10 protein-coding genes are annotated in these 13397 nt (G+C 59.9%); 4 read left to right on the forward strand and 6 right to left on the reverse strand.

Going from position 1 to position 13397, the window contains the following annotated elements; all coding sequences use genetic code 11:
* Positions 1-498: 498 nt before the first annotated feature.
* The 3 genes from VG561_RS13615 (at position 499) to VG561_RS13625 (ending at position 3912) form a co-directional block, all read left to right on the forward strand.
* Complete coding sequence (locus VG561_RS13615; RefSeq protein WP_423179681.1) at positions 499-2817, forward strand: TonB-dependent receptor; 2319 nt, start codon at positions 499-501, stop codon at positions 2815-2817.
* A gap of 177 nt (positions 2818-2994) precedes the next feature.
* Positions 2995-3384: a hypothetical protein gene (locus VG561_RS13620; protein ID WP_111205635.1), complete on the forward strand. Its 390-nt coding sequence runs from the start codon at positions 2995-2997 to the stop codon at positions 3382-3384.
* A 93-nt stretch (positions 3385-3477) separates the two neighbouring features.
* On the forward strand, positions 3478-3912 hold the full coding sequence (locus VG561_RS13625) for an NUDIX hydrolase (RefSeq protein WP_111205634.1): 435 nt from the start codon (positions 3478-3480) through the stop codon (positions 3910-3912).
* A gap of 25 nt (positions 3913-3937) precedes the next feature.
* Here the strand turns inward: VG561_RS13625 and VG561_RS13630 are convergent, their stop codons facing one another.
* From VG561_RS13630 to VG561_RS13650, 5 genes are all read right to left on the reverse strand, one after another.
* Positions 3938-4483, reverse strand: coding sequence for an ATP-binding protein (locus tag VG561_RS13630; protein ID WP_423179682.1), 546 nt, complete (start codon positions 4481-4483; stop codon positions 3938-3940).
* A 115-nt stretch (positions 4484-4598) separates the two neighbouring features.
* Entirely contained in the window at positions 4599-5081 is a 483-nt protein-coding gene (locus VG561_RS13635; RefSeq protein WP_164124072.1) for a hypothetical protein, read from the reverse strand.
* 148 nt (positions 5082-5229) lie between these two features.
* The gene (locus tag VG561_RS13640) at positions 5230-7272 is read right to left on the reverse strand and encodes a hypothetical protein (protein ID WP_164124071.1); all 2043 of its coding nucleotides are present in this window, start codon (positions 7270-7272) and stop codon (positions 5230-5232) included.
* Positions 7269-8792, reverse strand: a complete 1524-nt coding sequence (locus tag VG561_RS13645) for a hypothetical protein (protein WP_331601391.1) — start codon at positions 8790-8792, stop codon at positions 7269-7271. The genes VG561_RS13640 and VG561_RS13645 overlap by 4 nt, the downstream gene beginning before the upstream one ends.
* Positions 8793-9001: 209 nt before the next feature.
* Positions 9002-10264: a site-specific integrase gene (locus VG561_RS13650; RefSeq protein WP_423179683.1), complete on the reverse strand. Its 1263-nt coding sequence runs from the start codon at positions 10262-10264 to the stop codon at positions 9002-9004.
* A 591-nt stretch (positions 10265-10855) separates the two neighbouring features.
* Here VG561_RS13650 and VG561_RS13655 point away from each other — a divergent pair.
* A complete protein-coding gene (locus VG561_RS13655; protein WP_258870158.1) occupies positions 10856-11314 on the forward strand; it encodes a cyclin-dependent kinase inhibitor 3 family protein in 459 nt (152 codons plus the stop codon).
* A 57-nt stretch (positions 11315-11371) separates the two neighbouring features.
* Here VG561_RS13655 and VG561_RS13660 read toward each other — a convergent pair whose 3' ends face one another.
* Positions 11372-13348, reverse strand: a complete 1977-nt coding sequence (locus VG561_RS13660) for a TonB-dependent receptor plug domain-containing protein (protein ID WP_197576656.1) — start codon at positions 13346-13348, stop codon at positions 11372-11374.
* Between the last annotated feature and the right edge of the window lie 49 nt (positions 13349-13397).

The following is a 13397-nucleotide window of genomic DNA, read 5'->3' on the forward strand; positions in this document are numbered from 1 at the left end:
AGGCCCCATTCGCCCCGGTAGGTGCCAACCTTGGTTGGCACGCGCAGACGGCAAGCGCCGACCAAGGTCGGCCTCTACCAGGCCCCATTCGCCCCGGCAGGTGCCAACCTTGGTTGGCACACGCAGGCGGCCAGCGCCGACCAGGGTCGGCCTCTACCAGGCCCCATTCGCCCCGGCAGGTGCCAACCTTGGTTGGCACACGCAGGCGGCCAGCGCCGACCTGGGTCTATACCCACGTATAGCCCACCCATCCCCACCGCCATCGGCGCTGTACCACCGCGCAATGGCGGATGCGGCAGCGCGATGCAAGAATTTCGCACGTCGAAATCACGCCATCGAATCCTGCGGCAGATGATCGTCTTCCTCTGCTGACCGGCGCGCACCGCGCCGTCGCTCTCTCAACGCAATCGCACCGCCAGCCAGGGCGCCGACACCGGCGCTGCAACGCGCTGGGCGTGCGCCTGCGCGGCTCTCTCCCTGCACCCTGGATCTACTGCCATGAACACCCCACCCACGACGCGCCTCGCCCTGGCCATCATCGCGGCCATCACCGCACCTGCGTACGCTGCAGAAACGCAGGACGCCGCGCTCGACACGCCCACCACGCTCAACGCCCTGCAGGTCATCGCCACGCCGCGCGGCGCGGCCGTGGCACCGACCCAGGTGGTCGGTCCCAACCGCTACATCATCAAGGCCGAGGACCTCGACGCGATGGTCACCGGCAACAATGGCCTGGCCATGCTGAAGCAGGTGCCGGGCGCGAGCTATACCGCCACCGATGGGCTGGGCCTGGATATCTCCGCCACCAGCCTGTTCGTGCGCGGCTTCCGCATGAACGAAATGGGCATCACCTTCGAAGGCGTGCCGCTGAATGACAACGGCTTCCTCTCGCTTACCGGCACCAGCGTGGTGAACGTGGGCGTGCCCGATGGCATCGGCGCGATCACGGTCAGCCCCGGTGGCGCACCGGTCAGCGTGTTCTCCAGCAGCGTCAACGGCGGGAGCTTGGAATACCGCCTGCGCGACCTGCAGGACACGCCCAGCCTGCGCGTGAAGCAGGGCGTGGGCAGCAACAGCACGCTGGTCACCACCGTATCCGGGCAGAGCGGCCAGCTCGGCGAGCATGGCCCGAAAGTGCTGGTCGACCTGCAGCGCGTGTCCGCCGACAAGTACCAGGGCGAGGGCACGCAGAACTTCCTGCGCGGCGACCTGAAGCTGCAGCAGGACGTCGCCTGGGGCGATGTCACCGTGTTCCTGTCCGACAGCAAGGCCAAGGTCTGGGGTTACAACAACATTTCCTTCGACATGATCCGCAAGCTGGGCTGGAAGGCCGACATCTTCTACCCGGACTACGCCTGGGCGTATTACGTGGCCTCGCCGGAGAACGCAGACAAATCCTGCGGCGCCTATACCTGTGGTGAACTGTCCGGGCTTATTCCCTACGACACCGGCCAGAGCACGCGTGACCACGTGTCCTCGATCAACCACCGCTTCCAGATCAGTCCGGCGCTGAGCGGCAACGTGCAGCTGTACAACGCCAACAGCCACACCCAGGCCACGCTGACCGACCCGAACGTGCCGTCGCCCAACGGCGCGCCGTTCTCCGAACAGGTGCAGACCCCGCGCCTCAACCGGCTGGGCGGCATGGTCAACCTGCAGTTCGAGACCGGCGCGCACACCGTCACCGCCGGCTTCTGGCAGGAGAAGAGCAAGGCCGCCGCCAAGACCGAGTGGTACCAGCAGCCGCTGCTGGGCGAGGGCCCGCCGCTGAAGGCCACCGGTCCGTTCGATGTGTACGGCCCCGCGTTCAAGACCGACAACGCATCGAGCTGGGTGACCCGCTCGCGCCAGTTCTACCTGCAGGACGACATCGTGCTGAACGACACGCTGAAGCTGGGTGTCGGCTTCAAGGCCGTGGACTTCCGCACCCGCGGCGGCGGCCTCGGTGACGCCAAGGACCGGCCGGTGAACGGCACGCTGCGCGCGAAGAGCAACTTCCTGCCGCACGTCTCGCTGTTCTGGAGCCCGACCGAATCCACCGATGCCTTCATCGACCTGGCCAATACCATGAACGGCTATCGCGTGGCCCAGCGCGGCAACATCGGCTACACCGCCTCGGCGTGGACCATCACCGACCAGGAGGAGTTCGACCGCGTGGCCGGCACGCTGCGCCCGGAGAAGAACTGGAACCTCACCGTGGGCGCATCGCATCGCTTCGACCGGCTGACGATCACCGGCGACGTGTTCTACAACGACATCCGCAACCGACTGCTGTCGGCCGCCATCGGCACCCAGTTCGCACAGATCAACACCGTGCGGCTGATGCCGAAGATGCACGTGATCGGTGCCGACCTCGGCATCACCGCCGACCTGACTGACCACCTGCAGTTCTACCAGGGCGTGGCCGTGGCCCGTTCGTACTACGACAGCGATTTCGTGGTGGGCGACACGGTGTACCCGATCAAGGGCAACGCGCAGCCGGGCTACCCGCAGATCTCGCTGGTCAGCGACCTGTCAGCGCATTTCGGTGACTGGCGTTTTGGCGCCACCAGCACCTCCTACCTGCGCCAGCCCTTCACCTACGAGAACGACATCCGCGTGCCGACGTTCTGGCAGGTCAACACCTATGCCGCCTACCGCTTCGGTGCCGACAGCGCGGTGCCCGGCCTGGAGCTGCGGCTGGACGTGAGCAACCTGTTCAACCGCCACAACATCGGCACCGCCACCATTGCCGGCTCGTCGTTCTCGGGGGATTACCAGACCCTGCAGCGCAGCGCGCCACGGCAGCTGATGTTCAGTACCTCGATGGCGTTCTGAGGCGATGAAGGTGGGGTCAGAGCCCTTTGCTGCGCAAAGGGATCCGACCCCGCAGCCACCCCGTGATCGGGGTCAGATCCCTTTGCGCAGCAAAGGGCTCTGACCCCCAAAACCCGCCTAGAAACCCGCCTTGCGCAAACAACAGGGGTTTTCTGGCGGCGACGCAAGGTTCCCACAATGTTGCTGGGTCATCCTGTTGGCATGGCACAGCACAACCCGCGAACCCCGTTGTTCGGCATCCGGGGCCCAGGATGGCCCCGGCAGGCTCTGTCCGTGGCGCCGGCGATCGATCTGCAGGGCGAGTACCAGTTCTGGCAGGTCTACGAACGCGTGGTCCGCCCGCTGCCCGGCGGTGGGCTGCGCCGGGCCTGGCTGGTGTGCCAGAAGGTGTACCGGGACCGCCTGCGGTTCCCGCATGACACCCGTGAAGCCGCGCTGGCGCGTGTGCTTTTCGGCAGCAACAGCACGCCCGAGCGCGCAGCCGAACTGCAGGACCTCTTCGGCCTTGTCAGCCGCCGCATGGCGTCCGTTGCCGTCCGGCGACAGGCGCCCATCCTGGGAAAGTGAATCACTGGCCAGGAATCGACACGCGTTGATGGCTTTCTCTTGGTCCGCCTGCTTTTGGCCTATTCTGGGGCGGGCTGGTAAGGACGGGAAACGATGGAAATCAGACGATCTGCACGCCTTGTGATCGTTGCTGAGGATGCGGTGTTGCTGTTCCGGTATCACGATGAACACCACGCTCCCTTCTGGGCTACACCGGGCGGGGAGCTTCTGCCCGGGGAGGGATATGCGGACGCCGCACGGCGTGAGCTCAGGGAGGAGACCGGATTGGATCTGCCGATAGGCGTGCGGCTGGAAACGCGCGATGCCGTCTACGCGGTCGCCCGATCAACGCCCGCGCGATGGCTGGAAGAGTATTTTCTGGTCCGCAGCCCCAACCAGCCCGACATCCAGCGTGACGGGTGGACGGAGGAGGAAAATGCCACGATCAGGGCGTGGAAATGGTGGCGCGTAGAAGAGATGAGAGAACAGCCTGCTTCCCTGTTCAAGCCGGAATGGCTGCCGGATCTTTTTGAACGTGTGCCCGCATGACGCGGCCTGATTCTGCCCGCTGCGATTACGTGCTCGCCTTCCCCCGGTCCAGCTGCCGGTAGCCAATGGCCTCGGCCAGATGCGCCGTCTGGATCGTTTCGCAACCCGCCAGATCGGCAATCGTGCGCGCCACCCGCAGAATCCGGTGCATCGCCCGCGCCGACAGCTGCAGGCGCTCGATGGCCTGTTCCAGCATGTCCTGATCTGCCTCGCTCAGTCGGGTACAGGCCCGCAGTGCCGCCGGCGGCAGATGCGCGTTGAGCCCGCCACGCACCTGCTGCTTGGCATGGGCGGCTTCCACCCGTGCACGTACCGCCGCACTGGGCTCCCCCAGCGGCGTGCTCTCCCGCAACTCCACTGCGTCCATACGGGCCACACTGATATGCAGGTCGATACGGTCCAGCAACGGGCCGGACACGCGCGCACGGTAGCGGTTGATGCGCTCATCACTGCACAGGCAGCGGTTGCTGCGGTCGCCAGCCCAGCCGGCCGTGTACCTGTGACATGACATGGATTGAGTTAAGCAAAAGGCCGCAGAAACGTGAGAATTCAAGGAACGTCCATTGTCCATAGTGACATGACACCTAAGTTCGGCCTCATGACAACGGAGCTAGGTTGGGGGCAAGAAGCCACGGCCCAATGGTGGACCTGATATTTGGACGCGCGAGGATGATTTGAGGGCGATGCTAGCGCTTAGGCATGCGCAACATGGTCACCTGCGGGCGAACCGCTCCAGGGGAAGTCTCTTCGATGTGCCTCTCCAAGTCCCGTACTCTGAGCATTAGCCTCAGAACCTCGCTGTCCGCGCTGGCAAGAAGCGCGGCGGCATGATCACGTTGACGCTTCATGTCCTGATAGCGCTGTTTCTCGTTGCGGCGCTCCTCGCTTCCCGGACGATGCGGCTTCTGTCCCATGCGCACCACGTCTGCCCTTGCGATATCAGCCAGGTCTCGAATTTCCGTTACCAATGCAGGGTAGCGACTGGCTCTCAATGCGGATGGATCGACCCCCGCTTCACGCGCAACGTTATTCTGAGTGATCCTTGCATTCCTTTCGACGTTAAGTGTGCTTCCATCGATGATTCTGGCTAGCGCCGCCCGAAACTTGCTCTCCGCAGATACTTTGGAAGAGGGCGTGACGCCCTCTCCAACTGGTTTTTTCTTTTTCATCTAGATGGAGCCCAAATTGTTGAAACTACAGTTGTCCTGTCGATTTTGACTGGCAGAATGGAGATGACGTGGCGCGGAATCACGTGAACGAGTGTCTCACCTACCATCACCCGTGAGAGAGTGCTGGTATTTGAATTTCAGCAGCAAGTTAACGCGAGCAATCTTCCACTCGCTCAATAGCGGCTACTTGAGCTGTGAGGCTGGCATAGAGTGGGCTGTCAGGGTTGGCTTCTCTGGCAGTTCGGCGCAGGTCAGCCTTAAGTTCGCCCAAGGCGGGAATTTTCCTGCGGTCTAACAGTACGAACGCGCAGAAATCTGAGCGGCCAGCACATTCAACCAAGGCATCTACTCCGCCGAATTGGCAGGGTGAGGGATTGGTGCAGGCCCCGAGCAATGTGGTCCTATAAGGTATGTCCTGCTGGCGAGCGAGATTGACCAGCTGATTATGCTTCTTTTCGGAAACAAGGTTCAGAAGAGATGACTTGTGATTGTCGCCGAATGGGCTGGAGAAGTACGGCTCTTGTAAGGCTGTCATGTCCTTCGCTACACCATCATAAAGTGCCAGAAGGAATTCTTTCCTCGAACCCTCATCTAGAACCAAATCAAGATGATAGTATCCTTGTGTGTAGTATCTTGTCATAGCTTCAGCAGAGTGTTTGAGCTGAAGTTGGAGGGACTTATCGCTGACGAGCGACGAACTGTTCATGTTGACTGCTCCAGTCCGACGAAGCTGGTGCCATGCGAAATGCCATCTCTTGCCGATTGCGAACTTCTCAGGGTCCAATCCAGGGGTAACGGACAGAGCGATGCTAAGGTCTTCGGACGTGATCTGGAGCTCCCTGTCATCCAGTAGGTACTCGAAATCATCCAAGGCTTTCCCCAGAGCCTGTGCTCCGGGAAGCGAGTCGATAGGAAGGCCCACATCTCCGGAATTGGGTATCCAGGGTTCATACGCGCGAAGTCTGAGCGGTCTGGTGTCGAGGTCTTCCTCCGTAGCAGGAGACCGGGGGTCTTCGATTGCGCACGACATCCGTAGAAGGCTAACCCGCTCCATTGCGACAACAGCGTTCTTGCAAAAATCTGATCCGATCCAATAAGTATCCTCCTCGATCGTCTTGGTCGTCTGCCCCTTTATCAGAGTTAGGGGAAGCCCGAGGCTGTCGACTCTTTGTTCAATGCAGCCTGCGCGTAAACTCCTCCCCTCATTCACTCGCGCCAACGCGAAGCACGAGATGTACACCTCGCCGCAAAGCGTAACAAGGGACAGGTACTTAGACAGATCGCTGACCTTTAGAGCCACGTTCTCTGTCGGCATTCCCTTTATCCACTTTGATAGCAACTTGCGTACGCCAAACTGCTCAGCACAATGCTGGAATGGTCCGTGTATCACTACAGACGTGCGAGTGCCGCGATTCCCCGATGGAGTGGAGAACGGATTCCTGCCGGCTGAGAAAGAATCGACATAGAGATTCTTGCCTTCCATCAAGTTTACCCGATAGGATTCAATCGAGAACTTGAAGAGATCCTCCACTCGACTAGAGTTGTCTATAAAATCCTCTAGGCAGGACTTGCATCTCTGCATCAGGTGCACCCATATTCTCGGTGGGATGTATGGTGTCTGGATGCGTTCGTGCCTAGGAATGTTGCTTGCAAGTTCATTGATCTGCTCAGGCAGTAGGATGAAGAACCCAGTCTCCCGGCGAAGTAGATATATTTGATGAAGAATAGTAATGCTCTCGCGGGCACGGGCACGCGAAAAGCAGTCTTTGACTCTCGAAACGATGGCCGGAAAACGCCAGAGATCCGCCGCAGAAATCCCTGTTTGCGTGCAGAGGACAAACAGCGGCCTCATGAGTTCAAACTTTCCAACCACCGAACTTGGCTTCTGGGCCCTGTTGGGACCGAAGAGCCACGTTAGTACCACATACTTGAAGATCTTGGCGTTGGCTTGATCCAACGGAACCGAGCGCCTTCTGCTGGAGACGCTCTCAAAGCTGAGCCGGGTAGGAGTGCGCGTCCAAGGAGTGAAGTTCCAATAAGGATCTCCGATCCGAGAAACAACGGACCCAAACTCATCAACGACCAGCGGGTAGTCATCTGGTGGCGGCCAAGATTCGATAGCACTGTTTGCTGCATCGTGCGATCGAGAGGCGAATTCAGACTTGATCTGAAAGAAGTTTCTAGAGTTCATCCGAGTTCCATTAATCTTATGAATCCAGCCCATTTGGGATGAAAGTTACCTTCCCGGACTCGTTCCTCTGCCTCCTTCGCCCAACCTGCGGCCACTAGGCTGACGGCGCTAAGTTCTATCAGCTTCTTTGACGCCTGATCGGCGGCCTGCACAGCAGGTGGCCTGTCTTCACTTGGAGGGACGCTCGACGGGAAAGGAGCATTCCGATGGTTCGCTACTTCGAGTACTTTAAGTGCTCTGTAACTTGCGAGTGACCACATGTAGTCAAGGCTTTCGATGTCCTGATGGTTGACACAGAACAAGCAACCGGCAGGATTGACGCAGTCAGGGATGGGGGCATTCGCCGCCGACGTCTGCATCTGCCAAGGCTGAAACGGGACAGTACACTGGCCTGGACCAGCGGAATCCAATGCCTGCTCGATCATCCTATTGAATTCGGATATCTCGCCCATCGCCCTCGACAGATTTGGGCGCTGATAGGCAGCGTTCGTCGATTCAAGGTGCTGGATTGCCTCCACGGATACAGATCGGTTCCCGATCCTCTCTGCAAGCCAGTTTGCCTTCACTCTCCTCAGGATCATGGGTCCAAAGAAGGGGACGCCAATTCCCAGCAACTCTTCCTTCAGTTTTTGAAATCCTTGGGATTTCCATGTGGTTCGCTTTTGCAGACCGACAATAGGAAACAACAGTTCCTGCCGATCAGGGAAGCAAGCGTCAAGCCAATCCAGGTAGCGAGAGAAATGTGTTCGATAGGAGCGAAACGCGCGGAAGACAACTTCACCTCGGCGGCGTCCCTTGTATGCTCTGACATAGGCCACCATTTCCCCTTCCACATAGCTGCGAAGCTTTTCGCGCTTCAGTGCTTGGGCTTGGGCCAAGTTCATGGATGTCTGAGCTATAAAAATCAACATTTCTGCACGGATTCGCATGTTGAATACGGTGAGCCGCTTGAGAGGGTTCGGATCGAGCTCCCAAGCAAGCCGAGCTCGGTCTGACTCGGCTTTCTTGTAGCTGTTCGCAGGCATACTTTGCGCAGCCACATTCTCCGGCGGCAGAAGACCGCACCAGTGTGAGATGGATCCGCTGTCGCCAACACTTACAACAACCGGAAGGCGGCCAAGAGTCAACTCCGGCGTCAAGGAATCGCAGATCGCCACCAAGGATCTGCCAAAGATCTCGAGGGATCGCATGTCCTGCCTATCAGCGAGGAATGTTTGTCGTGGAGGGCGCTTTGAAAGACTGGTCGCGGCTAGTAAAGAGCGGTTAAAGCCAAGCGAGCGCACTAATACGGTGTCCAGCCTGCCGACCAAACTATGGGCGGTATTCAGGGATATCCTCATTTCACTCCCTTTGAGAGTTCTTTGATGGACGTGTTCGCACCAGTCCAAAAAACTGTCGGCGGCTGTTGATAGATCGACGCGGCGCTGCTCGTCATCGGCCCATTCATAGAATTTGAAAGCGGCCCGAAGCCTCGAGTAGGTGGTCGGACTTGCATCCCCGGAAGCAACGCCGCGTTTCATTGTCTCGTATAACTTCAAGAGCAGAGGTAGGCGGTGCGGTAAGAACTGACCAAGCAGTCCCTTGGACTTTGCTTGATCGAAAGTTCTGAAGCGGAACGCGACGCAGTCTAGTGACGCCCCGTTTCTGTACGCCAGGAAGCGGAGGTCGAAGAGTCGCTGTGAAGAGCTCTGACGGATCTCAGGGAACTCCATAGGATGCATTTTCATTGTCATGGAAGCATCCCAAAGAACTCGTGAGAAAACTGGTCGGAAGTCTCTTCGAGAATTGAAATAGACTGCACAAATTTGATGTATCTGATGGTGTCCTTCTCGCTCTTGTGCATGAGCGCACTTTTCACAAGCCAGATCGCGAAAGTTATGCCGCCATGCTTGAGGGCAGCTTTGGCCAACTCGGTTCCAAAGGTGGCGCGCGCGCGATGAAAGTTGAAACCGACGAGGCAGCTTTCTCCTATATCGGACGCCTTCTTGCGAAGTCGGCTAATCTGGGTATTCATAGCCATACTCTTGCTGGAGTTGTTGCCAAATGGGCGCCCTGACTTCGTGAGGAAGATCAGGTCGCGATCCTCAGCTTTGGCCAATGCCATACGCAGCAAGCGCCTTGGAGATCGGATGTAGCCCCTCAGGGCCTCAATCGCTGCGCCCGGGACGAGGATCTCGCCGCTTCTGCCGAACTTGGTGTCTACGGGCACTGCACCGGTTGGGCCCACGGCGATTGTGAACCACCCTCGAAACGAGGGATGGGGCGCTGCCCTTTCTACTGTCCTTTCTCTTAGTGACAGGACGGTTCCTACACGCATGCCCGTACCGAAGCCGGTGCGAAGCAGAAGGGCAATTTCGGGTGAACCATGTCTGGAGGCGAAGCTGACGATTCTCTGGCTGACTTCTACCGAGACTGGGAGGACGCCGCCTTCAAGTGTCAGGAGGTTTGCTCTTGAATTTGGGATGCTAAGTTCGCTCGATGTGACAAGAACACTGCGCCGCATTCCGTACTTTTGATCGAGCTGCACAAGTACCGACTTGTCCTTCCATAACGGCTGGTCGGCCACTATCAGGCCATTCCCCATCACCCATCGATAGAAGCGGAGTACCGCAGTCATCCGGGCAGAGACTGTGGAAGGCATGAGTTGTTCCGTGTCGCGCTGTCTAATCAGGTGACCCCGGTATATCGTCAGACAACGCTGATCCTCCCTCTCGGGAAAGTGAGTCCATGTCATCCCGTTTTCTTCAAGCCATGCGGCAAAGGCTCGCAAGTGACCTATTGCGCTGTGCGCCGTGTCTACTTTCTTGGAGCCACGCGTGATTTGCCATATGACCCACATGTTGGCTTCGCGCCACGGAGTGCTGTCACGCCAGAAGATCTGTGGAATGTACACGGTTTGGCCCTTGACACCTTCGCACCAGGTGATGGTCTCAAGCTTCGCATCCACGATAGGAGATGGGTGCGTGTAGGCAATTCTTTCTACAGTGGCCACGAGCTGCCCAATCCGTATCTGCTGTCATTCGTTAGAGTTCGCAAAGGCCCGATTTGACACGGATCTCGCCAGAGTGCTTACGAAAAAGGCTAAGACACGCACAGCAATATTTCGACACCGTAACCTCAGTCTTTTGAGTATTGGTTAGGTTGTTGACGCTTTCCGGGAAATGTGGCAGCCAGCGACGGAGATGATCACGTGCGCGGGTTGTTTCTGGTCGAAACGCATCTAGCGTGATGACAAGGTGTGATCCATCGGACGCGGCCTATGCCGCTACATTAACCGCATGATCTGAGCAGAAGGCGGTCGGTCATTACAAATGTGGCTTGGATCCCTTCTCAGAACTCGGGGGACTGTGAGCTGCTTCCGGCACTCAGCCAGGTGCTAGCTGCACCACTAGGCTCACGGTTGGACATTCAGTTCAAAAGCGGGCAGCGTTTGCTTCCCGCCCTCAGTGGCAATCGATTTCGGAGAGCGCAGATGAGCAGAACAAGTGTCTCCCACCCACTGCAGATTGCGACCTTGCCCGTCGGGATGAACGGCGGCGGGATCGGTGTCACCTTTGCACCGGGAAAGCATCAAGAAGTCGCAATGACGGGGTCTTGGGCTCGAGATTTGGACCTCGATCTAGCGTCGATAGTTAGGTGGGGAGCCCAGCACCTGATAACGTTGATTGAGCCATGGGAGTTCCAAGAGCTGCGAATCTGCTCGTTGGCAGAGCGTGCCCAAGCGCACGGGCTGAAGTGGCACGGCCTGCCGATTACGGATGGCGCGGCCCCAGACGCGCGACTACTTGAGCCATGGAAGTCCCTAGGACCTCAGCTCGCAGCCGAACTCTTGTCCGGAAGCAGGATCGTAGTGCACTGCAAGGGAGGCTTGGGTCGGGCGGGGACCGTGGCGTCGATGCTTCTCATTGAAACAGGCTGCGCTTCGGACGGCACCGATGCAATTTCTAAAGTGCGCGCAGTGCGACCTGCTGCGGTGGAGACTCCGGAGCAGGAGGAATTCATCCTGAACTGGCCTGATCGCCGAGCCCGACGTGACTGGTAGCCGCAACGCTGTCCGCTTCTGGCCGAAACGGAAACCGCCTGCCGTATTAGCCCAACCCTAGAACTTCAGCCTCACGCCACCGTTCACCACAAACCCTTCCAGCGGCGCCCATGCGTCCACGGTCCACTGGCCATCGTCGGCACGGCGAGGACGCAGCATCGGGTTGTAGCCGCTCTGGCGGACGTTGAGGATGTTTTCCAGGTTGAGGAACAGGCTGACTCTTCCCAGCACGATCTCTCCCAGTGCACCGACTTCCAGATACGGTCGGCTGCGTCGGCGCCAGGGATTGTCATCAAGCGCCTGGATGCCGGTGTAGTAGGCTTCCAGACCTATGCGGCCACGGTCATGCTGTTCCCACATGGCAACCAGGCCTGCGCTATGCCGGGGTGTGAGTGAGACCAGGCGGCGGCCGGTGCCCTCCTCATCAGGTTCGCGCGCATCGGTGTAGACATAACTACCGGTCACCGTGATGTCCTGCCAGCGATAGCGCAGCAGCAACTCACTACCCCGGGTGCGGGTGACGCCCGCCACATTGACCAGTTGCACACGTTCACCCGGCGCGTTCGCAGATTCCACAAGGCGTACCGCATGGTCGATATCGGATGCGAACACGCTGAGGTTCATCTCCCAGGGGCCATGCACATAGCCTGCATCGATGGACCCGGTTGTAGCGATCTCCGCGCGAAGGCCGGTGAGCGGCTCCAGGCGTGACAGGCCAGCGGCCTCGATCTGTTCGACGAAGGGTGTAGGCGCATAGAAGCCTCTGCCGATGGACGCGCGCAGGGTCCACTCGTCAGGGCGGAACAACAGTGACACGCGGGGGCTGAAGTGCCCGCCATAGACGCTGTGGTCATCCCAGCGAGCACTGCCGGAAAGCGTGAGGTCATCGCGCAGCGCCTGCTCGGCCTGCACGAACAGGGCGGGCAGGGTGTAGCGGTAATCAAACTGCGGGTATCGGGCGGAACGGAACAGGTCCTGCTGCGCGGCAATGCCCGCCAGCCAGCTGGTGGCGCCTATGCCGGACGCATAGCTGATTTCCGCGAATCCGGTCTGATGGGTGTCGTTGTCCTGGTCAGGGCCATACCCGTGGTCGTGATCGGTGGACATGGCCGATGCGCGCAGCTGCAGGCGGTCGCTCTCGCGCACCGGAACATCGATCACCGCGCCGGCATCAACGCGCTCCGTGCGCTGCGTGAGAGCGAAGGGCTGCCCGTCGGGCGCCCGTTGACCAGGCAGTGTTCCGCCAAGCCGACTCTCGCGCATTGCGCCTGCCGTCAGCAGTGCGCGCGCTCCGTTTTCCGATTCCCAGAACAACCGCGGCCGGACCGTGGCACGCTCGTAGCCGGGAATGTCAGCCCAGCCGTCTCCGTCCAGGTCCTGGCGGTCCTGGCGATGGTAGCCACCCACCACCGAGAGGCCCCAGTGCTCGGCCAGCGGCCCTGCTGCGTAGCCGGTTACGTCCTGCCCGCCACGGCTGGTGGCATTGAGCAGCATTTCGGCCTCGGCGGTTTCCTTGGGCCGGCGCGATATCAGGTTCACCACACCGCCCAACGCTGCCGGACCGTACAACGCCGACGCGCTGCCCTTGATGATCTCGACACTGCCAAGATCGGTCGGGGGAATCTGCAGCAGGCCGATGGACGATGACTGGCCGCCGTACAGCGGCAGACCATCGGCCAGCAGCTGGGTATACCGGCCGCGCAGGCCCTGGATGCGGATGTTGGATGCGCCCATGCCAGGCGAAGTGTTCTGCACCCGCACGCCCGCCGTCTCCGCCACAAGCATGGAGACGTTGCCCGGCGACATCAGCAGCTTCTCTTCGATCTCTTCCTGCGATACGACGTCTACCCGGATCGGTTCGTCGGAAACGCGGCGCCCTGACCGGGTTGACTGCACCGCCACCGCATCCAGCTCCACGGCCTCATCGTGGTGGTCGTCGTGCGCGGCGGGCGGTTCATGTGCATTGGCCGGGGCAACGGCGGACAGCAGGGTGGCGCTCAGCGCCAGGGCAAGCGGATGGGGCAGCAGGGTCATGGGTCGTCAGGGCGGCAAGGCCGCGCGGTGGCGAAGTGGCCGGGCGTTG

Origin of the sequence: Stenotrophomonas sp. CASM110 (assembly GCF_049384345.1) — a bacterium.
GTDB lineage: Bacteria > Pseudomonadota > Gammaproteobacteria > Xanthomonadales > Xanthomonadaceae > Stenotrophomonas > Stenotrophomonas muris.

Excerpts from the sequence above, each read along its gene's own strand:
- VG561_RS13655 (WP_258870158.1), top strand. The coding sequence starts at position 10,856 with ATGACGGGGTCTTGGGCTCGAGATTTGGACCTCGATCTAGCGTCGATA.
- VG561_RS13620 (WP_111205635.1), top strand. The coding sequence starts at position 2,995 with ATGTTGCTGGGTCATCCTGTTGGCATGGCACAGCACAACCCGCGAACC.
- VG561_RS13630 (WP_423179682.1), bottom strand. The coding sequence starts at position 4,483 with ATGGACAATGGACGTTCCTTGAATTCTCACGTTTCTGCGGCCTTTTGC.
- VG561_RS13645 (WP_331601391.1), bottom strand. The coding sequence starts at position 8,792 with ATGAAACGCGGCGTTGCTTCCGGGGATGCAAGTCCGACCACCTACTCG.
- VG561_RS13625 (WP_111205634.1), top strand. The coding sequence starts at position 3,478 with ATGGAAATCAGACGATCTGCACGCCTTGTGATCGTTGCTGAGGATGCG.
- VG561_RS13615 (WP_423179681.1), top strand. The coding sequence starts at position 499 with ATGAACACCCCACCCACGACGCGCCTCGCCCTGGCCATCATCGCGGCC.
- VG561_RS13635 (WP_164124072.1), bottom strand. The coding sequence starts at position 5,081 with ATGAAAAAGAAAAAACCAGTTGGAGAGGGCGTCACGCCCTCTTCCAAA.
- VG561_RS13660 (WP_197576656.1), bottom strand. The coding sequence starts at position 13,348 with ATGACCCTGCTGCCCCATCCGCTTGCCCTGGCGCTGAGCGCCACCCTG.
- VG561_RS13640 (WP_164124071.1), bottom strand. The coding sequence starts at position 7,272 with ATGAACTCTAGAAACTTCTTTCAGATCAAGTCTGAATTCGCCTCTCGA.